A 20,413-nucleotide genomic window follows, 5' to 3' on the forward strand; every position below is an offset into this window, starting at 1 on the left:
GAGGCCGCGCACGCGGCCGTCTCGAAGGATGGATACCGGAAAGATTGGTGGCCTCAATCCTTCGAGAAGCGCCTGCGGCGCTCCTCAGGATGAGGGGATAGATGGAAAAACATTATGGCTTTGCTTGAAGTGAAAGACCTCAAGGTTCGTGTCGAGGAGCGTGAGATCCTCCACGGGCTGACGCTGACCGTGAACGAGGGCGAGGTGCACGCGATCATGGGGCCGAACGGCTCCGGCAAGTCGACGCTCTCGCATGTCATCGCCGGCAAGCCCGGCTACGAGGTCACCGACGGCCAGATCCTGTTCAGGGGCGAGGACCTGCTGGAGATGGATCCCGACGAGCGCGCCGCCAAGGGCGTGTTCCTGGCGTTCCAGTATCCGGTCGAGATTCCCGGCGTCACCACCATGAATTTCCTGCGCACCGCTCTCAATGCGCAGCGCAAGGCGCGCGGCGAGAGCGAGCTGATGGTGCCTGATTTCCTCAAGAAGGTCCGCGAAGTCTCGAAGTCGCTGAACATCCCGCAGGACATGCTCAAGCGCGGCGTCAATGTCGGCTTCTCCGGCGGCGAGAAGAAGCGCAACGAGGTGCTGCAGATGGCGCTGTTCGAGCCGAGCCTGTGCATCCTCGACGAGATGGATTCCGGCCTCGACATCGACGCGCTGCGCATCGCGGCCGACGGCGTCAACGCACTGCGCTCGCCGGGGCGCGCGATGGTCGTCATCACCCACTATCAGCGGCTGCTGAACTACATCGTGCCCGATTTCGTGCACGTGATGTCCAGGGGCCGCGTCGTGAAGAGCGGCGGCAAGGAACTGGCGCTGGAGCTGGAAGCCTCCGGCTATGCCCAGTTCGAGGATGCCGCGTAAGGAATTCTTAAGATGAACGTTGCTGTGGCAAAGACCGGGAGCGGCCGCGCGGTGAGCGATCTCTTCGCCAGCGCCGAAGGCCGCCTGCCGGGTTCGCCTGATGTGGCAGCAGTGCGCCGCGAGGCATTCGAGACCTATGAGCGTCTCGGGCTGCCGCACCGCCGGATCGAGGAATGGAAATACACCGACCTGCGCGCGCTGGTCGGGGAGGTGCTGCCGCTGGCCGCCGTGCCCGATACGACCGCGCTGAAGCGCGCCGCGGACGCGGCGAAGGCGCATGCAATCGCGGGCGCCTGCAAGCTGGTGCTGGTCGATGGCGTGTTCGCGGCCGAGCTTTCAGACGTGAAGGCGCTTGCGTCCGAGGTCAGCTTCAAGACTCTGCGCGAGACGCTGGATAAGGATGCCGGTCTCCTCAAGACCGCGTCCACCGATGCCGTGATCGCGGTCAACGCGGCGCTGGCGACCGACGGCGTGGTACTGTCGATCGCGGATGGAACGCAGCTCTCTGCGCCGGTCCAGATCATCCATGTTGCGACCGCCGCATCGGCCTCGGCTATCACCCGCTCGCAGGTGGCGATCGGGAAGGGCGCCCGTGCCACCATCATCGAGAGCTTCGTCGCCGCCGGCGCTGCGGCCTACCAGGTCAACGACGCCGTCATCGTCTCGATCGGCGACGACGCCGACGTCGCGCATATCCGCCTGATGGACGATGCGGCCGATGCGGTGAACATCACATCGCAGTTCGTCACCGTCGGCGCCAACACCAAGCTGAACGTCTTCAACATGACCAGCGGCGCTGCGGTCAGCCGCTTGCAGGGCTTCATTACGCTGGCGGGCGAGGGCAGCAAGCTCTCGGTCAACGGCGTCAACCTCCTGAAGAAGACCGAGCATGGCGACACCACACTGGTGGTCGATCATGCCGTGCCGAACTGCGTCAGCCGCGAGATCTTCCGTGCGGTGATCGACGACCGCGCCCATTCGGTGTTCCAGGGCCGCATCATTGTCCGTCCCGACGCGCAGAAGACCGACGGCAAGATGATGACGCGCGCGCTGCTGCTCTCGGACGAGGCCGAGGCCGACAACAAGCCCGAGCTCGAGATTTTTGCCGACGACGTCTCCTGCGGCCACGGCGCCACCGCCGGTGCGCTCGACGACAGCCTGCTGTTCTACCTGAAAGCCCGTGGCCTGCCGGAGAAGCAGGCCCAGGCGCTGCTGATCCAGGCCTTTGTCGGCGAGGCGATCGAGCAGATCGCCGATGATACTTTGCGCGAGCACGTGATCGGCATCGCCGAGCGCTGGCTGGAGCGGCGGTCATGAGCACGCATCCGGCGGTCAAGAACGGCGCCTATGACGTTGCGCGCGTGCGCCAGGATTTTCCGGCGCTCGCCATGCAGGTCTACGGCAAGCCGCTCGTCTATCTCGACAACGCCGCCTCGGCGCAAAAGCCGAGCGCTGTGCTCGACCGGATGACGCAGGCCTATACGTCCGAATACGCCAACGTGCATCGCGGCCTGCACTACCTCGCCAATGCGGCGACGGAGGCCTATGAGGGCGCGCGGGCAAAAGTCGCGCAGTTCGTCAACGCCCGTCGGACAGAGGAAATCATCTTCACCCGCAACGTCACCGAGGCGATCAACCTCGTGGCGTCGTCCTGGGGCGAGCCGAACATCAAGCAAGGCGACGAGATCGTCCTCTCGATTATGGAGCACCATTCCAACATCGTGCCCTGGCATTTCCTCAGGGAACGCCATGGCGCAGTGATCAAGTGGGCGCCCGTCGATGATGAGGGCAATTTCCTGATCGACGAGTTCGAGAAGCTGCTGACGCCGAAGACCAAGCTTGTCGCCATCACCCAGATGTCGAACGCGCTCGGAACGTTCGTTCCGATCAAGGAAGTGGTGCGGCTGTCCCATGATCGCGGCATTCCGGTACTGGTCGACGGTGCGCAAGGCGCGGTGCATCTGCCCGTCGACGTGCAGGATCTCGACTGCGATTTCTACGCGTTCACCGGCCACAAGATCTATGGCCCGACCGGCATCGGCGCGCTCTATGCCAAGCATGAGCACCTCGTCGCGATGCGGCCCTTCAACGGCGGCGGCGAGATGATCCGCGAGGTTGCGAAGGACTGGGTCACCTATGGCGATCCGCCGCACAAGTTCGAAGCCGGCACCCCGCCCATCGTCGAGGCGGTCGGCCTTGGCGCTGCCATCGACTACGTCAACTCGATCGGCAAGGAACGCATCGCCGCCTACGAGGCCGACCTCACCGCCTACGCCCAGGAGCGCCTGCGCGAGATCAACTCGCTGCGGCTGATCGGCACGGCGCGGGGCAAGGGCCCCGTGATTTCCTTCGAGCTCAAGGGCGCGCACGCCCACGATGTCGCCACCGTGATCGACCGCCAGGGCATCGCGGTGCGCGCCGGCACCCATTGCGTCATGCCGCTTTTAGAGCGGTTCAACGTGACGGCGACATGCCGGGCCTCGTTCGGCATGTATAATACGCGGGAAGAAGTCGATCATCTGGCACAGGCGCTGCTGAAGGCGCGGGATTTGTTTGCATGAGTGACACGGCCGAAATCAAAGCCAATCCGATGGAGACCCATTCGGCGTTGCCGCCGGAGGAGACCGAGCGGCTGACCCGCGAGATCATCGCCGGGCTCAAGACCGTGTTCGACCCGGAAATCCCCGCCGACATCTACGAGCTCGGCCTGATCTACAAGGTCGAGATCAAGGACGACCGCTCCGTCGACGTGCAGATGACACTGACAACGCCGAACTGTCCGGCCGCCGGCGAGCTGCCGACCATGGTCGAGAACGCGGTGGCGAGCGTGCCCGGTGTCGGCGTGGTCGACGTCAAGGTCGTCTGGGAGCCGCCGTGGTCGCCGGAACGCATGAGCGACGAGGCCCGCCTCGTGCTGAACATGTGGTGACGGTCTCGGCCCGCATTGAATTCGCTCCGCAACGGACCACATAGACAACATGACCCAGATTTCGTCAGGCTCGACACCAGCATCCACTCCGAAGCCGCGGCGGCCGCGCCCGCAGGTGATGCGGCTGACGGACGCCGCTGCCCAGCGCATCACCGAGCTGACCCAGCGTGCGGACTCGGAAATCGTGGGCTTGCGCGTCGGCGTGAAGAACGGCGGCTGCGCGGGCCAGTCCTACACGGTCGAATACGCCCACGACATCCGCCCGACCGACGAGGTCGTCGAGGACAAGGGCGTCAAGATCCTGGTCGATCCCAAGGCCGTGCTGTTCCTGCTCGGCACCGAGATGGACTACAAGGCCGACAAGATGCAGGCCCAGTTCGTCTTCAACAATCCCAACCAGGTCTCCGCCTGCGGTTGCGGCGAATCGGTCGAGCTGCGGCCGGCAAAGATCGACGGGTAATTTCGGCCTACGCTCTGCTCTCTTGTCCCGGACGCGCTGCAGCGCGCTTGCGCTGCTGCGCAGAGCCGGGATCCACGCTATACTTTCCGTCGCAGAGGGCTGGGCCCCGGCTCTGCAGCGCACCGTTACACGCTGCGCTGCGTCCGGGGCACGAGAGAGCGTCAGCATGGACCGCGAATTCCTGATCGACCTGTTCGTTGATTTCGGCCCGGTCACCATCCGGAAAATGTTCTCCGGCTACGGCATCTCCGCCGACGGCGTCAATTTCGCGCTGTCACTGCGCGCCGGCCTGTTCTTTCGCGCCGACGAGACGACCATTCCCGACTTCGAAGCCGAAGGCTCAAAGCCGTTCCAGTATTCGACCCGCGCCAAGACCGTGGTTGTGAATTCCTACTGGGAGCTGCCGGCGCGTCTGTTCGACGATTCCCAGGAGCTTGCGCAATGGGCGAGGGCGGCGCTCACTGCCGCGCAGCGCGCCAAGGTGAAGAAACGACCGAAGGCGAAGAAGGCGGCGAGGAAGAAGCCCGTTGCAAAGAAGCGGGCGGCCAAGAAAACGGCGCGTAAGGCGGGTCGCCGTAGCTCATAACGCGACGGCGGAAGCTCGCCCGTTGTTGAGGCCAAGTTCTCGCTCCCTTGTCACCGTCATTCCGGGGCGCGGCATAGCCGCGAGCCCGGAATCCATAACCACCGTCGTGAGTATGGATTCCGGGCTCGCACCAAGAGGTGCGCCCCGGAATGACGGCGGTAGATGAATTTGGCGCTACGCCACCCGGCTGTGGCTCTCGATCGCGAATTCCGGATCGGCTTCGCAGATCACGCGGTTGCGGCCGTTGCGCTTGGCGGCGTAGAGGCAGGCGTCGGCGCGCTCGATCAGCGCGTCGGTGTCGTCGCCCTCCCTGAGCATGGAGACGCCCACGGAGATGGTGACGCGGCCGAGGATTTCGCCGGTCGATTTCTTCTTCAATTCCTTGGCCATCACGGCGCGGCGAATGTGATCGGCCACCGTCAGTGCCTGGCGCATCGCGGTGTTGGGGAGAACGACCGCGAATTCCTCGCCGCCGTAGCGCGCGGTGATGTCCTGGCCCTTGATGGTCTGCTTCAGCGAAAGGCCGACGAGCCGCAGCACCTGGTCGCCGGTGAGATGGCCGTAGGAATCGTTGAACGACTTGAAGTGATCGATGTCGAACAGCAGCAGCGACAGCGGCTCGCCCGAGGCGAGCGCGCTCTGCACCGCCATGCCGATCATGCGGTCGAAATATTTGCGATTTCCCAGGCCCGTGAGCGGATCGGTCAGGCTTTCGGCGCGGATCGCCTCCAGGCTCTGCTGAAGATTGCTGATCTCGTTCTTCGACAGCGTCAGCCGGTCTTCCAGCGCCTTGTTGGTCTCGCGCATCTCGCTGGTGGAGCGCAGCAGCGCCTCGACGATCGCTTTGACCTGGTCGCGGTTCTCGGCCGACGACAGTTTCTCGGTCGCATCCGACAGACTGGTATCGTAGGCCCCGGTCATGCCGAGCGCCTCGCCCAACACCTTCACCACGTCGTCGATCTCGCCGACGACGCGCGCGCCGACCTTGTCGATGCGGTCGGTAGTCTTGATGTGGGAGAGATAGGTCTCGTAGATCTGCTCGAGATCGGCCTCGGTCAGCTTGCCGCTGCGCGCCAGCGTCTCATTGATGATCTTATTGAGCGGTGCGTTGTAGCCGGTGGCGTAGACGTACCAGATCTCGTAATTGCGGGGAATGGCCGTCTGTCGAAGCGATCGGATCTGACCGAGCGCCACCTCGGCGAACGCCAGCGTGCGTTCGTGTTCGTCGAGTACCTTGATCACTGAACATCCCCACAGCGGCCGACGCGCCATCGACCGCAGCAATCCTTAAATTATGTTCGTAGGCTAACGGACGATCGTGAACGCCCCGTAAATATACGTTCACGGGGCATCCAAAAAATTGCAGTTCGAGGATTTTCAACCGAAATCTGGCGCGCCAGCGCGCTTCAGGCGCCGGCGGGGGAGCGCACCGGCCGCAGAAGAAACGCCGGCAGATGCGAGTGATCGCCCGGCTCGCTGTCGATCTCGCGCTGGCGGCGCGGCTCGGGACGGCCGATCGAGGGCACATGCGACGAATTCGCTTGCGGGCGCGCACCATTGCGCGGCTCGGATGATTGCCTGGCTTCGCGCGGAGGCCGTGCCTCGCGTGCCGGCCTCGCCTCGGGAGCCGCCCGTGCCTCGCCACGCGCCTCGCGCGGCTCGTGGCTGCGTTCGCGGTCATGACCGCGCCGCTCGCCGCGCTGCGGCTTGCCGCGTCCGCCGCGTGAACGCTCGCGGCCGCGCTGCTCGCGCGGACGCTCGCCTTGTTCGCCCGCTTCGGCGTGGACGTCATAGTCGCCTTCGGCGCGCGGAATGCTCTGGCCGATCAGCTTCTCGATTGCCGCCATCGACTTCTGGTCGAGCGGTGTCACGATCGAGATCGCGGTGCCGGTTCGGCCGGCGCGGCCGGTGCGGCCGATGCGGTGGACGTAATCGTCGGCGTGGTGGGGAACGTCGAAATTGAAGACGTGGCTGACCTCGGGAATGTCAAGACCGCGGGCGGCGACGTCGGAGGCGACGAGGAGGGGCAGCTCACCCTTGCGGAACTGGTCGAGCGCGGCCATGCGGGCCGGCTGGTCCATGTCGCCGTGCAGGGCGCCGACGCTGAAGCCGTGCTTCTGCAGCGATTTGTGAACGATCGCGACCTCGCGCTTGCGATTGCAGAAGATGATCGCGTTCTTGAGGTCCTTAGCCTCGCGTAGCAAACGGCGGAGCAATTCGCGCTTCTCGTGCGCCTCGCGGCCGGCGGGCACCTGGGCTTGCGTCACGGTGACGGCGGTCGTGGCGGGCCTGGAGACCTCGACCTTCTGCGGATTGTGCAGGAAGGCTTCGGTGATGCGCCGGATTTCCGGCGGCATGGTCGCGGTGAAGAACAGGGTCTGCCGCGTGAAGGGGACGAGCTTGCAGATGCGCTCGATGTCGGGGATGAAGCCCATGTCCAGCATGCGGTCGGCTTCGTCGATGACGAGCAGTTCGACGCCGGTGAGCAACAGGCCGCCGCGCTCGGTATGGTCGAGCAGCCGGCCGGGGGTGGCGATCAGCACGTCGACACCGCGCATCAGCTTGGCATCCTGGTCGCCGAAGGAGACGCCGCCGATCAGGAGGGCGACGTTGAGCTTCTGGCCGGCGCCGTAGCGGTCGAAGTTTTCCTTCACCTGGGCCGCGAGCTCGCGGGTTGGCTCGAGGATCAGCGTGCGCGGCATGCGCGCCCGGGCGCGGCCCTTTTCGAGGATGGTGAGCATCGGCAGCACGAAGGCCGCGGTCTTGCCGGTGCCGGTCTGGGCGATGCCGAGCACGTCCTTGCGTGCGAGGACGTGGGGGATCGCCTGTTCCTGAATGGGGGTGGGGGTGGTGTAACCGGTGGCCGCCACTGCGGCGAGGACTTTTTCGGACAGTCCGAGATCTGAAAAGGACATTGAGCCTCTGGTCGAAACCGCCGTTCGGAATCGAGGGTAATAAGGCTGTCGCGTTCCACCCCGAAACGGCGCGCTCTCGAAGAAGCTGGGGGTGCTGACTCACGCGGACAAAGCGCAAGGCTCAGGAATCGCTCTTCGATCTGAGCCGCGTCGACCCGGAACATAGGCGGGAATTGGCCAAAGTCAATGGAGCGGGCGCGGGAAGAGCCTAAAAAGCCTGAGGTTTTTGCCCAAATCACGGGCGCGGCTGGGGTTTTCCCCCGAGCCCCTCCGCCTAGCCGCAACCGCCAAGACAGCAGCTAAGGCCCGTCCGAGCCTTTTGCCCGGAAATCACCTGGGGCCATGCCATAAGCGGCGTTGAATACCCGGTAATAGGTCGCCAGGCTCTCGAAGCCGCACGACGACGCGATGTCGGCGATCAGCCGTTCCGGCGCCTCGCGCAGCAGGCGGCGGCTCTGTTTCAGGCGCTCGTCGGTCACCGTCTGGGAAAAGCTCTTCTCCGCCATCTCGAACAGCATGTGCAGGTGACGAACGGAGACGCCGAGCAGGTCGGCCACCATGGCCGGCGCAAGATTGGGGTCCTGAAGGTGGCGCGCGATCAGCCGCCGGGCTTGCGAGAGGCGGGCGGTCCGCAGTGCCTCCTGTCCTCGCCGGCTTCCGGGCCGCACGATGCCGCGCTCGATCAGCGCCAGGTGGGCCAACGCCTGGACCAACGAGGTCTGGACGGCAGAGGCCGTATCGTCCGCGGCGATTTCGCCGAGATCGGCGAAGCAGGCCGCGAGCAGGGGCGCCAGGGCCGGATCGTTGAAGGTCCGGGGCGCCAGCTCGCGCATGCGCTTGTCCTGTACCGGGATGTGGCTCACGGGGATCTTGAGGATCCGCAGGTGGAAGCCCCCGGTGCCCAGCGGGCCGGTGCGGTAGGGCAGGTCGGTATGGCTGGTGGCGAAGCTGCCATTGGCAATGGCAAAGTCGCTTGCGCGCATGCCGCCGAACCAGCCGCCGCTGCCGAGCTGCTGATAGACGCAGATCGCCTCACCCGGGGCATAGGCGATGTCCGACGCGCTGCGCTCGACCGCGTAGGGCGAGGCCTTCAGCTCGACGAGGCCGGCGCCGCCCAGCTTACGCAGCGAGAATTCGCCGAAGAAGTCCGCGCGCCGTTCGCGCGCGAGCTCGGCGGTGACGCCGAACAACCCCTTGGCGCGCACCTCGCGCCAATAGTCGAATCGATCCTTCGGGTCGACCTCGTCCGTACACCAGTGCAACACGGCAGCCCCTCGCTTCCGGCGAAATTGTCCAAAAGGAAACAGATTCCAGCGGAATCGGCCATAGTCGGATCGTACAATCGGAGCCCCAGCGTCCTTGAACCGTCGTCAGGTCTGGGCCGACTATCACACAGCGGCAGGGGGTCCCATGAACTGCCGTTCGAAGATCGGCGGCAGGGCCGGTTCTGCAACGGGAAATTTTGCGATGACGCGTCGGCTTTTCAGAATTCTGGCGGCCCTTGGCCTCGCGGTAGGCCTGAGCGGCTTCGCAGTGCCCGCCTGTGCCGAGAAGCGCGTCGCGCTGGTCGTCGGCAACAACGATTACAGGAACGTGCCGAAGCTGCTCAAGGCGGTCAACGACGCCCGCACCATGGGCGACACGCTGAGGCAGCTCGGCTTCTCGGTGATGGTCGCCGAGAACCAGAGCCGGCAGCAATTCTCCGAGACGCTGCTCGCCTTCGACAAGGCGATCGAGCCCGGCGACACCGCGTTCTTCTTCTATGCCGGCCACGGCTTCGAGATCGCGGGGCAGAACTATCTGCTGCCGACCGACGTGCCGGCTGCGACCGAAGGGCAGGAGGAGCTGGTGCGTGACGCCTCGATCCTGGCCGACCGCATCGTCGAGCGGCTGCAGAACAAGAAGGCGCGGACCTCGATCCTGGTGTTCGACGCCTGCCGAAACAACCCGTTCGAGCGCAAGGGCACCCGTGCGGTCGCCGGCGCCGGCGGTCTCGCACCGATGACCCAGCTGCCCGAGGGCGTGTTCTCGGTGTTCTCCGCGGGTCCCCGCCAGACCGCGCTCGATCGGCTCTCCAATGACGACGCCAATCCAAACTCAGTGTTTACTCGCACCTTCGCCAAGGAGCTGCTCAAGCCCGGCGAGAATCTGGTGCAGGTGGCGCAGCGTACCCGCCGTGCCGTCAGCGAGCTCGCCGACACCGTGAAGCACAGGCAGGTGCCTGTCTATTTCGACCAGATGGTCGACGATGTCTTCCTCAGCGGCCTCGCCAAGGACACCGCCGCGCGTTCGGACGATCCGCCGCCCACGAAGCTTGCGGCGCTGCCGCCGGTGTCGGTGCCGCAGATGCCCAAGGAGGAGACCCTCAACGCGCCGATCGCGAGCTTCTCGCGTCACAATGGCGGCTGGAGCGTGACCTTCTCTTTCGCCGATCCGACGCTCGGCATTTCCTGGCGCATGGCCGGCGCGGGCGATTTCCGCGAGACCGGATTCATCGACACGCTCGATCCGCGCACGCGCAAGCGGATGCCCAACCCGTCGATCGAGCTGCCGCCGGATGCGCAGGCCGGGACCATCGAGGTCCGTTATGTCGATCAGTCCGGCGACATGCAGGGCCCGTTCCCGATCAGGTTCGATCCCGAGGCCGCGCTGATCCGCGACCAGCGCAAAATCCTCGACATGACCTCGACGAGCTGGCTGTCGTTCCGCGAGTTCAACGGACTGCTCGTCTACTACACGCATCTCGTCTCCTACCGCTGCGCCATTCGCGAGGTGCGCATCGGCGTCGACACCGCCGTGCCCAACCAGGTGCTGAAGATGCCGCCCTGCGACATGCGCGACCCCAGCGCGGTCAGCGCCGGCATGCCGCTCTACATGAAGCTCGCGCCAAGCACGAAATCCGTCTCGGTGGAGCTGACCTATCGCGACGGCAGCGTGTCAGAGATCAAGAGCTTTCGCAGCGCGAACCGGAGCAATAATTGATGCGCTGTTCGATTGTGACGGGATGATCTTGCGCAGCGGCCGAACTTAAATCGGACAAGCCAAGGTGAAAGTGCTAGAGCCGGGAATGACAAAATTCATTATTGTCGCGCTCCTTACGACGCTTCCGGTTCTGGCTCAAACGAATCCAGTTCCCACAGCCCCACCTCTCACCGATCGCGAACGCGTCCAGGCGGACCGCGCGAAGGCCGCCGAGGATGAGAAGGGGGCTCCGGCCACGCGGCCATGGGATCGCGACGCCGAGGGCAAACGGCCGTGGGACCGCAAGTCGCCAAAGTCCTGAGACGAGAAGCTCGCTTCCCCTGCGGAAGGAACAACTCCTGCCGGGCTGGATTGTCTGCCAAACCAGGGAGACGATCCATGATCCGTAAATCCATCCTCGTCACGATCGCTTGTGCTGCGCTTTCGACGGCCGCCCTTGCTCAAGGAGGCGGTGGTGGCGGAGGCGGTGGTGGTGGCGCAGGTGCGGGTGCCGGTGCCGCGGCAGGCACGGGGACCGGCGGAGCCAGCGGCGGATCTGCGGCCAGCTCGGGTGCCGGAATCGGCACCTCGCCCAGCAGTGCCAATTCCGGGCCGTCGGCTCCCTCTGGGATGGGAACGCAGGGCACCACCACAGGCGCCAACATCAACACCAATAACAGCCCGACCAATCCCAACGTTCAGGCGCCGACTGCCGCCGGCAAGTCGCCCACGGCAGCTCAGGCCGAGCGAAACATGGGTGCCGGGCGCGCTCCGAATGGGGTGCCGATCGGCAGTCCGGGGTCCGGGACGAGCAGCGAGGATCAGAAATAGTCGAACGCGATTGTCACGGAAGGCCCGCACGAAACGGGCCTTTCATTTGACGCCGGTCTGCTGCTCCCAACCGGCATTGATCCACCTGCGCCCTGCACAATTAGGACTGTCTTTGACCTGAATCGCGCTAGTATCGGCGGACATCTCTTCATCGATACTCACCTCGCGGATCTCGTCTGCAGTGACACCCGACCAACAACCTGCGAGGACCATGAAGGTCCGCTGCTGCATCGTCGGCGGGGGACCTGCCGGCATGATGCTCGGCTACCTCCTGGGACGCGCCGGCATTGACGTCGTGGTGCTGGAGAAGCATGCCGATTTCTTCCGCGACTTCCGCGGCGATACCGTGCATCCCTCGACGCTTCAGGTGATGGATGAGCTCGGCCTGATCGACGGCTTCCTCAAGTTGCCGCACCAGCGTCTGCAAAAAATGGACGGCCTGTTCGGCGGCACGCCGGTGCGCATTGCCGATCTCAGCCGGCTCCATACCAAATACCCCTTCATCGCCTTCATGCCGCAATGGGACTTCTTGAATTTTCTGCGCGAGGCGGGCAGGCGCTTTGCCTCGCTCGAGGTGATGATGAGCACGGAGGCGATCGATCTGATCCGCCGCGGCGAGACGATCGCCGGCGTGCGGGCGAAGACGCCTGAGGGCATCATCGACATCGAGGCCGATCTCACCATCGCCTGCGACGGCCGGCATTCGACGGTGCGCGAGCGCGCCGGCCTTAGCGTCGAGGAGATCGGCGCGCCCATGGACGTGCTGTGGTTTCGCGCCGGCCGCAGACCCGAAGAGACCGAGAACGTGTTCGCGCGGGTCGAGCCCGGCAAGATGATGATCACCTTCGACCGCGGCGATTATTGGCAGTGCGCCTATGTCATCGCCAAGGGACAGTACGATGCGGTGAAGGCGAGGGGACTTTCGGCGCTGCTCGACGACGTCGTGCGCATGGCGCCGATCCTCCGCTCCGGCATCGCCGAGGTGAAGAGCTTCGACGACGTCAAGCTGCTCACCGTCGCGATCAACCGTCTGACGCGCTGGACGCAGCCAGGCCTGTTGTGCATCGGCGATGCCGCCCATGCGATGTCGCCAATCGGCGGCGTCGGCGTCAATCTCGCCGTGCAGGATGCGGTTGCAACCGCGAACCTCCTGGCGGACAAGCTGCAGCATGGCTGCCCGTCCGAGCACGAGCTCGATGCCATCAGGCGCCGTCGCGAGTTCCCTGTGAAGATGACACAGCGAATGCAGATGGTCGTGCAGAACAACATCATCAGCGGCGCCTTGCAGGGCGGCGATCGGCCGCTGAAGGTGCCGCTGGTCGTGCGCCTCATCACCGCGCTGCCATGGCTGCAGGGCATCCCGGCGCGCCTGCTTGCGCTCGGCGTGCGGCCCGAGCACGTGCATTCGCGCGCCGCACCGCAATCCTAGCGTAGGACTTCGGTGGGGATAACGCGGCGTGAATTCGCGCGCGATGCGTTGCACGCTTGCAACATCGCCATCGGATTCACGGCGTGATGCTGGCCCAACCGCCACGTTAACCGTGTTGATTTCAATTTTAGTAAGAGCCGTCTGTGACCGTGCGTCCATCCAAGGACACGGGGTGTACCATGCGTAATAAGTTGATTGCCGCCTTCGCCTGCACGACGGCTCTGGTTTCGACCGGTGCCTCCGCCGCCGATCTCGGTGCGCGCTACACGAAGGCGCCCGCCTATGTCGAGCCGCTGTTCAACTGGACCGGCTTCTATGTCGGCGGCCACATCGGCGGCGCATGGACCAACCAGCAGTTCATCAACAACGGCACCGGCGCGGCGTTCGGCGATCTGCTGCCGGGAGAGGGCTATCGCCAGCGCAACGCGGGCGTCATGGGCGGCGCGCAGATCGGCTACAATTGGCAAGCCAACAACTACGTGTTCGGCGTGGAAGGCACGATCTCCGGCCTCGATAACAAGGGCTCGTTCACGAACACCGCGTTTGGCGCGGGGGATAACGTGTTCTCCTGGCGTACCAACGTGCTCGCCACCGTGGTCGGCCGCGCCGGCTTCGCCGTGCAGAACAACCTGTTCTATTTCAAGGGTGGCTATGCCGGCGCGAACAACCGCCTCTCGGTCACCGACACCGTCGGTGTGGCGACGGGCTCGGGCGGACAAACCCACTGGGCCAACGGCTGGACCGTCGGCGCCGGCTGGGAGTACGGCGTCACCCGCAATTGGATCGTCGGCCTCGAATACAACTACGCGGCCTTCACCAGCCAGACCTATCAGCTCGGCGGCACCTCCGGAAACTACACCTTCGATGCCAAGCCGCGCGACATTCAGTGGGCCGTGGTGCGTGCGAGCTACAAGTTCGACGCCCCCACCATCGCCCGCTACTGAGCACGTCGACGCAACGCGACCAACGATCAAGAAAAGCACTGTCTCAATTCAAAAGCCCCGGCGTCGTCCGGGGCTTCTTTTTTGCGTTGTTGGATGGCGCGCAGACCGGCCTCAGGCCATCACCGAGAATCCGCCGTCGACCGGGATCGCGGTGCCCGTGACGAAATTCGACGCGGACGATGCCAGGAACACGGCGATGCCGGCGAAGTCGTCGATGTCGCCCCAGCGCCCCGCAGGCGTGCGCGCCAGCACGCGCTCGTGCAGCCCCGAGACCTGCTGTCGCGCGCCACGGGTGAGATCGGTGTCGATCCAGCCCGGCAGGATGGCGTTGACCTGGATGTTGTCCGGCGCCCAGGCATTGGCGCAGGCGCGGGTGTACTGCACGATGCCGCCCTTGCTGGCTGCATAGGCGGTCGCGAAGCTCGCGCCGAAGATCGACATCATCGAGCCGATGTTGATCACCTTGCCGTTGCCGGACGCCTTCAGCGCCGGATAGGCCAGCTTCGAGCACACGAAGGCGCTGGTGAGATTGGTGTCGATCACCTTGTTCCACTCGTCGAGCTCGAGCTCGTGCGGCGGCTTGCGGATGCTCATGCCGGCATTGTTGACGAGGATGTCGATGCGGCCGAGCTCCTTGACGACACGGTCGATCATGGCTGCGACCGCCGCCTTGTCGGTCACGTCGGTGGCGACGGCGATCGCCTTCACGCCGCGCTGCCTGAGATCGGCCACGGCGGTGGCGGACTTGCTCTCGTTGCGTCCGACCACGGCGATATCGGCGCCGGCATCGGCGAGGCCGCGCGCCATGCCGAGCCCGATGCCGCCATTGCCTCCCGTGACGATCGCGACCTTGCCGCGGAGATCGAACCGGCTGGATGTCATGCTTGGATTCCCTGGTTTCTTCTATTGGTTGCTCTGCCAGATCAGCACCAGCCCGAACCCGGCCATGGCTGCGCCATAGCCGGCCCAGTGCAGCTGGTTGACCATGAAGCTCGATCGCGGCCACGGAACCGTGCCCGTGCCCTGTCCGATCCAGAGCAGGCCGAGGGCGGTTGCAAACAGGCCTGCCACCAGCAGAAATCTGCGCATGCCTTCCTCCCATCGGTCCGCTTCTGTCGCGCTCCACGGCATCAATGACTGCCGCAGCCACGAAAACTTGCCGACAGACTAGCCGTAGCTCTGGTACGGACACAATGGGCCGTGGCCGCAAGGACGCTAGAGCCCAAAACGAAAAAGCCCCGGCGATGCCGGGGCTTTGACGCTTGATCGTGAGATCGGATCAGTACTTCGCGACGACCGGACCGGTCCAGTTGAAGCGGTAGACCAGCGAGGTGCTGATGGTCTGGTTCCAGTGGGTGGTGCGGATGCTGTTGGCGAGCGGAACGTTGCCGACGTCGGTCAGCTCCGTGTTGGTCTTGCCGCTGTAGAAGGCCGAACGATACTCGGTCTTCATGAACCAGCCAGGCGAGGTGATGCCGAAGAAGTTCAGGCTGTTCTCGACGCCGCCGCCGACGAACCAGCCGTGACGATCGTAACCGTCGAGGTGGATACCAGCGGGCGTGCCGGCGAGGTTGGTGAAGTTGGTGCGGCCGAAATGCGCGCCCGAGTAACCGCCGTTCACGTAGGAGAGAACGTTCGGTGCGACCAGCCAGCCGAGGCGAACACCAGCAGCCCACGAGGTTTCCAGCTTCTGGCTGCCCGTGAGGCCAAAGATAGGATCCTGGATGGTGCCCTTGATGCTGCCGAACTGACCGTCAGCGAACACACCGGCAACCCAGGTGCCGCTGAACTGCCAGTCGTAACCGGCGCCGACGGTGCCGAACCAACCCGAGCCGCCCTGACGCTGATTGATCGTCAGCGGAACCGCGCCCACCGTGGTCTGCACATGCTGGTCGGTGTTGGAGAGACCGCCGCCGCCGCCGCCGAAGACGTAGAAGCCGGTCCAGTTGGCGACGGGCGCCGGCATCGGAGCCTTCGCATAGGGACGAGCGCCCAAGTCGGCAGCCGAGGCCGAACCGGTCATCGCCGCGAGCGCGGTCAAAGCGAGCAATGTCTTCTTCATTTTAAATCCCCAAACCTTGTCGGCGCGAGCGCACTGAAGTCCGTGTCATCTGATGCCTGAACTATAGACGGTTCTTGCCGAAATGCTGTTGCCGGACAGGCACAGTCGCCGGAAAACGCCGGTGCGCGGGTATTTTGCGGCGGCGTCTCCTAGATCTAGAAAAATTGTTATATTTCAATGGCTTGAGCAAGTTTTGGCGACTTGATCTTGAGTAAGGTTTCGTTAGCAAATTCGGTTTTGTCCGAGACGGAGGCAATCCTGCTCCCGGCCGCAACATCCGCTGAGTCGCTGGCCGAGTCGCCGCGAGGCGCATCCCCGGAAGCAACGAAGATCCCGGCAGCACACAAGGTAAACTGGTCCGAAACAACGGCCGTTGCCCCAAAGACACAGCCCCGGCTTTGGGCCGGGGCTGTGTTGGCGTGCAGCCGGTTTGGTTGCCGCCTCAAACGTCCAGCAGCTCGTCGCTGGCAAACTCGGCCTTGTCCGAGATGAAGGCAAAGCGCGCCTCGGCCTTGGTGCCCATCAGCCGCTCGACCGAATCCGCCGTGGTGTCGCGGTCGTCGGCCAGCAGCACCACCTTGAGCAGCGTCCGCTTGGCCGGGTCCATGGTGGTCTCCTTGAGCTGCGCAGGCATCATCTCGCCGAGCCCCTTGAAGCGGTTCACCTCGACCTTGGCGTTGGCGTTGAACGCGCTCTTGAGCAGCGCCTCCTTGTGGGCGTCGTCGCGGGCGTAGACCGACTTGGAGCCGTGGGTCAGCTTGTAGAGCGGCGGCACCGCGAGGAAGAGGTGGCCTTCGTCGATCAGCCGCGGCATCTGGCGGTAGAAGAAGGTGATCAGGAGCGAGGCGATGTGGGCGCCGTCGACGTCGGCGTCGGTCATGATGATGATGCGCTGGTAGCGCAGATCCTCCTCGCGATATTGCGCGAGCGTGCCGCAGCCGATCGCCTGCACGAGGTCGGAGAGCTGCGCATTCGCCGTCAGCTTGTCCTTGCCGGCGGAGGCGACGTTGAGGATCTTGCCGCGCAGCGGCAGCACGGCCTGGGTCTTGCGGTCGCGCGCCTGCTTGGCGCTGCCGCCGGCCGAGTCGCCCTCGACGATGAACAGCTCCGAGCCCTCGGTGCCGGCATCGGTGCAGTCGGCGAGCTTGCCGGGCAGGCGCAGCTTCTTGCCGGCCGTCTTGCGCGCGGTCTCCTTCTCCTGCCGCCGCCGCAGCCGCTCCTCGGCGCGGTCGATGACGAAGTCGAGCAGCCGGTTGGCCATGTTCGGATTGCCCGACAGCCAATGGTCGAACGGGTCCTTCATTGCCTGCTCGACGATGCGCTGCGCTTCGGCGGTGGCGAGGCGATCCTTGGTCTGGCCCTGGAATTCGGGCTCGCGCACGAACACCGACAGCATCACGGCGGCGCCCACCATCACGTCTTCCGAGGTGACGGAGGCGGCGCGCTTGCCCTGGCCGACGCGCTCGGCGTGATCCTTCAAGCCGCGCAGCAGCGCGCTGCGCAGGCCGGATTCGTGGGTGCCGCCGTCGGGCGTCGGCACGGTGTTGGTGTAGGAGGAGAGGAAGCCGTCGGCATCCGCGGTCCAGGCCACCGCCCATTCGCAGGCGCCGTGCGCGCCGTTGCGTCCTGACTTGCCGGAGAAGATGTCCGGATGCACCAGCGTGTCGGCGTGGATCGCGGCAGCGAGATAGTCCTTGAGGCCGCCCGGGAAGTGGAACGTCGCTTCCGCCGGCACGTCCTCGACGCCTTTGAGCAGCTCGGGCGCGCAGTTCCAGCGGATCTCGACACCGCCGAACAGGTAGGCCTTCGAGCGCGTCATCTTGAACAGGCGCTGCGGCTTGAACGCGGCCTTCTGCCCGAAGATGTCGGTGTCGGGCTTGAAGCGCACGCGCGTGCCGCGGCGATTGTTGACCTTGCCGAGGTCCTCAAGCTTGCCCTTGGGATGGCCGCGCTCGAAGGTCATGCGGTAGAGCTTCTGGCTGCGCGCAACCTCGACCTCGAGACGCGAGGAGAGGGCGTTCACCACCGAGATGCCGACGCCGTGCAGACCGCCCGAGGTCTCGTAGACCTTGCTGTCGAACTTGCCGCCCGAATGCAGCGTGCACATGATGACTTCGAGCGCCGACTTCTTCGGGAATTTCGGATGCGGATCGATCGGGATGCCGCGGCCGTTGTCGGTGACGGTCAGGAAACCGTCCGCACTCAGCTCGACTCCGATGAAGGTCGCGTGCCCGGCCAGCGCCTCGTCCATCGAGTTGTCGATGACTTCGGCGAACAGATGATGCAGCGCCTTCTCGTCGGTGCCGCCGATATACATGCCCGGCCGGCGCCGCACCGGTTCCAACCCTTCGAGCACCTCGATGTCGGCTGCCGTGTAATCGGCTTCCCCGCCACTGCGCGGCGCCGCCTTGACGGCGGCGCGGGCCTTCGGCTCGTCACCGCCGAAAAAATCGTCTTTTGCTTTTGGCTTCAACTGTTTGGACATATATCTTGATGCGGTTTGAGGGCTGCAGAGGCAGCGAATCGGTTAGGCCGACTATGCCACTTCTGACTTGGAAAGGTTACCGCAGGGCGGTCGGGCGCTGTGGGTTGGGAGGCAATCCCGGCGATTTTACGCCGCAGCCTCGCCATTTCCCGGCAATTTGACGCTCCGGCCTGGTGATGTCGGGTTATGTGACTTGATGTCACACAAGTCCTTGGCTTACCAGTCCTTTTCATCGAGCAGCACCTTGAGACGGGGCGGGAAGGCTAATCTGGTATGGAGCAGTTTGCGCACGCCCTCGTCGAATTCGTGCGCGCTCACCAGGCTTGGGCCGCGCCGATCGTATTCCTGCTCGCATTCGGGGAGTCGCTTGCCTTCATTTCGATTTTGGTCCCGGCCTGGGGCGCGCTGGTGGCGATCGGTGCGCTGATCGGGGCCAGCGGCATCAATTTCTTCCCGGTCTGGATTGCCGGCGCACTCGGTGCGGCGCTGGGCGATTGGGTCTCCTATTGGTTCGGCTTCCGCTACAAGGAGCGGGTCGCGCAGATGTGGCCGCTCTCGCGCTATCCGGAACTCCTGCCCAGGGGCGAGGCTTTCGTGCGCAGCTGGGGCATTCCCAGCATCTTCATCGGGCGCTTCTTCGGCCCCTTGCGCGCCTCGGTGCCGCTTGCGGCCGGCATCTTCGAGATGCCCTATTGGACCTTCCAGGCCGCAAACTTTGTCTCGGCCCTGATCTGGTCCGCCGTGCTCCTGCTGTTCGGCGACGTGCTCGCCAAGATCATGGAATGGATCTGGCGCGTGATCTGACCGGGCAACCGGGGCTGCCCGGTCAGGGCGTCAGGCCAAGCCTACTGCGCAAGCCTACAGCGATGCGTTCCAGATCGCGGGGATCCAGCGGTAGCCGGAGCCGTCCTTTTCCTTCTCGACCCGGACGAGACCGGGGAAGGCGGCGTGGAAGGCCTGGATCGGCATCTTCTCGGCAATCGCCATGTCGTAGAGCTTGCGGCGCGTTTGCTGGGCCAGCGGTTTGTCTACATCGGATGCGATGTTCCATTCGGGATGCTTCACGAACAGGAACGCTGCGCCCGCGGTGATGTCCACCTGCACCAGCACCTTCTCGGCGCCGGAGGCGACGATGAAGGAATTGTGGCCCGGCGTGTGGCCGGGGCTCGCCATGGAGGTGATCCCGGGCGCGACTTCCTTGCCGGCCTCATATTGCGTGACCTTGCGGCCCAGGGCATCGAACACGCGGCGGATGTTCTTGAAATTGTTCTCGAGGATCGGATTGCCCATCCCCTTGCTCATCTCGCCGTCATCCATCCAGAACTTCCATTCCACCGCCGGAACCATGATCTCGGCATTGGGGAAGGCGGGCTTGTTCTCGGCCGCCAGCAGGCCGTTGATGTGGTCGCCATGGAAATGGGAGATGATGACGGTATCGACCGCCGCGCGGTCGATGCCGGCGGCGGCGAGATTGTTTTGGAATTGGCCGACCTTGCCCTTCGACTGTGTGAACTGGTCGGGACCGAGCCCGGTATCGATGACGACGAGCTTCGGTCCGGTGTTGACCACCACCGGGTTGAAGGTGTGGGTGACCTTGTCGGCCGGCAGGTGGTGCTCGGCGAACACTTTGTTGATGTCATCCTTGCTGGCGCCGGCGGCGTAATTGTCGGTCAGATTGACGGTCGCAACGCCGTCGCAGACCACCGTGACCTGGTGGGTGCCGACATTGTAGCGATAGAAGCTCGCATTCTGCTTCTCGGCCAGCGGCGCGGCGGCGCCCGCGGGCGAAATCTTCACGAAAGGCAGGAGCGCCGATGCGGCGGCGCCTGCTAGCGTTGCGCGACGAGTAATCTCGGTCATGGTGATGTCCTGAGGCTGGGTGCGAACGGCTCGGGGCCGGCGAAGAGGTTGTGTCCCGCCGGTCGTTCTCGAAAACCCCTACTT

The 20,413-nt window shown here is 64.7% G+C and carries 19 protein-coding genes; 11 read left to right on the plus strand and 8 right to left on the minus strand.

Annotated elements, in window-relative coordinates; translation table 11 throughout:
- Positions 1 to 114 precede the first annotated feature (114 nt).
- The 6 genes from sufC to ACVWYQ_RS03445 all read left to right on the plus strand — a co-directional run bounded on the left by sufC (position 115) and on the right by ACVWYQ_RS03445 (position 4,842).
- On the plus strand, positions 115 to 867 hold the full coding sequence (gene sufC / locus ACVWYQ_RS03420; RefSeq protein ID WP_157285890.1) for a Fe-S cluster assembly ATPase SufC: 753 nt from the start codon (positions 115 to 117) through the stop codon (positions 865 to 867).
- A 12-nt stretch (positions 868 to 879) separates the two neighbouring features.
- Complete coding sequence (gene sufD / locus ACVWYQ_RS03425; RefSeq protein ID WP_456725422.1) at positions 880 to 2,184, plus strand: Fe-S cluster assembly protein SufD; 1,305 nt, start codon at positions 880 to 882, stop codon at positions 2,182 to 2,184.
- Positions 2,181 to 3,428, plus strand: coding sequence for a cysteine desulfurase (locus ACVWYQ_RS03430; RefSeq protein WP_456725423.1), 1,248 nt, complete (start codon positions 2,181 to 2,183; stop codon positions 3,426 to 3,428). Before sufD ends, ACVWYQ_RS03430 begins: the two co-directional genes overlap by 4 nt.
- Entirely contained in the window at positions 3,425 to 3,796 is a 372-nt protein-coding gene (locus tag ACVWYQ_RS03435; RefSeq protein WP_018641712.1) for an SUF system Fe-S cluster assembly protein, read from the plus strand. The genes ACVWYQ_RS03430 and ACVWYQ_RS03435 overlap by 4 nt, the downstream gene beginning before the upstream one ends.
- A gap of 49 nt (positions 3,797 to 3,845) precedes the next feature.
- Positions 3,846 to 4,256, plus strand: coding sequence for a HesB/IscA family protein (locus ACVWYQ_RS03440; protein WP_074447904.1), 411 nt, complete (start codon positions 3,846 to 3,848; stop codon positions 4,254 to 4,256).
- Between the two features lie 166 nt (positions 4,257 to 4,422).
- Complete coding sequence (locus tag ACVWYQ_RS03445; RefSeq protein ID WP_271546675.1) at positions 4,423 to 4,842, plus strand: TfoX/Sxy family protein; 420 nt, start codon at positions 4,423 to 4,425, stop codon at positions 4,840 to 4,842.
- Between the two features lie 174 nt (positions 4,843 to 5,016).
- Here ACVWYQ_RS03445 and ACVWYQ_RS03450 read toward each other — a convergent pair whose 3' ends face one another.
- The 3 genes from ACVWYQ_RS03450 to ACVWYQ_RS03460 form a co-directional block, all read right to left on the minus strand.
- Entirely contained in the window at positions 5,017 to 6,084 is a 1,068-nt protein-coding gene (locus ACVWYQ_RS03450; protein WP_271546673.1) for a GGDEF domain-containing protein, read from the minus strand.
- A 164-nt stretch (positions 6,085 to 6,248) separates the two neighbouring features.
- Positions 6,249 to 7,757 carry a DEAD/DEAH box helicase gene (locus ACVWYQ_RS03455; RefSeq protein ID WP_036022928.1) on the minus strand — a complete coding sequence of 503 codons (1,509 nt, stop codon included), beginning with the start codon at positions 7,755 to 7,757 and terminating at the stop codon, positions 6,249 to 6,251.
- A 299-nt stretch (positions 7,758 to 8,056) separates the two neighbouring features.
- The gene (locus ACVWYQ_RS03460; RefSeq protein ID WP_456725424.1) at positions 8,057 to 9,022 is read right to left on the minus strand and encodes a helix-turn-helix domain-containing protein; all 966 of its coding nucleotides are present in this window, start codon (positions 9,020 to 9,022) and stop codon (positions 8,057 to 8,059) included.
- A gap of 202 nt (positions 9,023 to 9,224) precedes the next feature.
- Here ACVWYQ_RS03460 and ACVWYQ_RS03465 point away from each other — a divergent pair, with 202 nt between their 5' ends.
- The 4 genes from ACVWYQ_RS03465 (at position 9,225) to ACVWYQ_RS03480 (ending at position 13,922) form a co-directional block, all read left to right on the plus strand.
- The gene (locus ACVWYQ_RS03465; protein WP_157285884.1) at positions 9,225 to 10,739 is read left to right on the plus strand and encodes a caspase family protein; all 1,515 of its coding nucleotides are present in this window, start codon (positions 9,225 to 9,227) and stop codon (positions 10,737 to 10,739) included.
- A gap of 378 nt (positions 10,740 to 11,117) precedes the next feature.
- On the plus strand, positions 11,118 to 11,549 hold the full coding sequence (locus tag ACVWYQ_RS03470; RefSeq protein WP_456725425.1) for a hypothetical protein: 432 nt from the start codon (positions 11,118 to 11,120) through the stop codon (positions 11,547 to 11,549).
- 211 nt (positions 11,550 to 11,760) lie between these two features.
- Positions 11,761 to 12,978 carry an FAD-dependent oxidoreductase gene (locus tag ACVWYQ_RS03475; protein WP_456725426.1) on the plus strand — a complete coding sequence of 406 codons (1,218 nt, stop codon included), beginning with the start codon at positions 11,761 to 11,763 and terminating at the stop codon, positions 12,976 to 12,978.
- A gap of 179 nt (positions 12,979 to 13,157) precedes the next feature.
- Entirely contained in the window at positions 13,158 to 13,922 is a 765-nt protein-coding gene (locus tag ACVWYQ_RS03480) for an outer membrane protein (RefSeq protein WP_456725427.1), read from the plus strand.
- Between the two features lie 111 nt (positions 13,923 to 14,033).
- Here ACVWYQ_RS03480 and ACVWYQ_RS03485 read toward each other — a convergent pair whose 3' ends face one another.
- From ACVWYQ_RS03485 to parE, 4 genes are all read right to left on the minus strand, one after another.
- A complete protein-coding gene (locus ACVWYQ_RS03485; RefSeq protein ID WP_271546662.1) occupies positions 14,034 to 14,804 on the minus strand; it encodes an SDR family NAD(P)-dependent oxidoreductase in 771 nt (256 codons plus the stop codon).
- A gap of 21 nt (positions 14,805 to 14,825) precedes the next feature.
- Positions 14,826 to 15,011: a hypothetical protein gene (locus tag ACVWYQ_RS03490; protein WP_036000069.1), complete on the minus strand. Its 186-nt coding sequence runs from the start codon at positions 15,009 to 15,011 to the stop codon at positions 14,826 to 14,828.
- A 190-nt stretch (positions 15,012 to 15,201) separates the two neighbouring features.
- Positions 15,202 to 15,984 carry an outer membrane protein gene (locus ACVWYQ_RS03495; protein ID WP_404541303.1) on the minus strand — a complete coding sequence of 261 codons (783 nt, stop codon included), beginning with the start codon at positions 15,982 to 15,984 and terminating at the stop codon, positions 15,202 to 15,204.
- Between the two features lie 442 nt (positions 15,985 to 16,426).
- Complete coding sequence (gene parE / locus ACVWYQ_RS03500) at positions 16,427 to 18,469, minus strand: DNA topoisomerase IV subunit B (RefSeq protein ID WP_271546657.1); 2,043 nt, start codon at positions 18,467 to 18,469, stop codon at positions 16,427 to 16,429.
- 273 nt (positions 18,470 to 18,742) lie between these two features.
- On the opposite strand from parE, the gene ACVWYQ_RS03505 reads away from it, so the two are divergent.
- Positions 18,743 to 19,273 (plus strand): DedA family protein, encoded by a 531-nt coding sequence (locus ACVWYQ_RS03505; RefSeq protein WP_271546656.1) that lies wholly within the window; start codon positions 18,743 to 18,745, stop codon positions 19,271 to 19,273.
- A gap of 54 nt (positions 19,274 to 19,327) precedes the next feature.
- Here ACVWYQ_RS03505 and ACVWYQ_RS03510 read toward each other — a convergent pair whose 3' ends face one another.
- Positions 19,328 to 20,329, minus strand: coding sequence for an MBL fold metallo-hydrolase (locus ACVWYQ_RS03510; RefSeq protein ID WP_404541299.1), 1,002 nt, complete (start codon positions 20,327 to 20,329; stop codon positions 19,328 to 19,330).
- Positions 20,330 to 20,413: the final 84 nt, after the last annotated feature.

Source organism: Bradyrhizobium sp. USDA 3397, assembly GCF_054060965.1.

What these genes read in the sequence shown, in the direction of transcription:
- ACVWYQ_RS03475 (WP_456725426.1), top strand. Translation starts at nt 11,761, where the DNA reads ATGAAGGTCCGCTGCTGCATCGTCGGCGGGGGACCTGCCGGCATGATG.
- sufC (WP_157285890.1), top strand. Translation starts at nt 115, where the DNA reads ATGGCTTTGCTTGAAGTGAAAGACCTCAAGGTTCGTGTCGAGGAGCGT.
- ACVWYQ_RS03495 (WP_404541303.1), bottom strand. Translation starts at nt 15,984, where the DNA reads ATGAAGAAGACATTGCTCGCTTTGACCGCGCTCGCGGCGATGACCGGT.
- ACVWYQ_RS03485 (WP_271546662.1), bottom strand. Translation starts at nt 14,804, where the DNA reads ATGACATCCAGCCGGTTCGATCTCCGCGGCAAGGTCGCGATCGTCACG.
- parE (WP_271546657.1), bottom strand. Translation starts at nt 18,469, where the DNA reads ATGTCCAAACAGTTGAAGCCAAAAGCAAAAGACGATTTTTTCGGCGGT.
- ACVWYQ_RS03490 (WP_036000069.1), bottom strand. Translation starts at nt 15,011, where the DNA reads ATGCGCAGATTTCTGCTGGTGGCAGGCCTGTTTGCAACCGCCCTCGGC.
- ACVWYQ_RS03465 (WP_157285884.1), top strand. Translation starts at nt 9,225, where the DNA reads ATGACGCGTCGGCTTTTCAGAATTCTGGCGGCCCTTGGCCTCGCGGTA.
- ACVWYQ_RS03430 (WP_456725423.1), top strand. Translation starts at nt 2,181, where the DNA reads ATGAGCACGCATCCGGCGGTCAAGAACGGCGCCTATGACGTTGCGCGC.
- ACVWYQ_RS03480 (WP_456725427.1), top strand. Translation starts at nt 13,158, where the DNA reads ATGCGTAATAAGTTGATTGCCGCCTTCGCCTGCACGACGGCTCTGGTT.
- ACVWYQ_RS03435 (WP_018641712.1), top strand. Translation starts at nt 3,425, where the DNA reads ATGAGTGACACGGCCGAAATCAAAGCCAATCCGATGGAGACCCATTCG.
- ACVWYQ_RS03510 (WP_404541299.1), bottom strand. Translation starts at nt 20,329, where the DNA reads ATGACCGAGATTACTCGTCGCGCAACGCTAGCAGGCGCCGCCGCATCG.
- ACVWYQ_RS03440 (WP_074447904.1), top strand. Translation starts at nt 3,846, where the DNA reads ATGACCCAGATTTCGTCAGGCTCGACACCAGCATCCACTCCGAAGCCG.
- ACVWYQ_RS03470 (WP_456725425.1), top strand. Translation starts at nt 11,118, where the DNA reads ATGATCCGTAAATCCATCCTCGTCACGATCGCTTGTGCTGCGCTTTCG.
- sufD (WP_456725422.1), top strand. Translation starts at nt 880, where the DNA reads ATGAACGTTGCTGTGGCAAAGACCGGGAGCGGCCGCGCGGTGAGCGAT.
- ACVWYQ_RS03455 (WP_036022928.1), bottom strand. Translation starts at nt 7,757, where the DNA reads ATGTCCTTTTCAGATCTCGGACTGTCCGAAAAAGTCCTCGCCGCAGTG.
- ACVWYQ_RS03505 (WP_271546656.1), top strand. Translation starts at nt 18,743, where the DNA reads ATGGAGCAGTTTGCGCACGCCCTCGTCGAATTCGTGCGCGCTCACCAG.
- ACVWYQ_RS03445 (WP_271546675.1), top strand. Translation starts at nt 4,423, where the DNA reads ATGGACCGCGAATTCCTGATCGACCTGTTCGTTGATTTCGGCCCGGTC.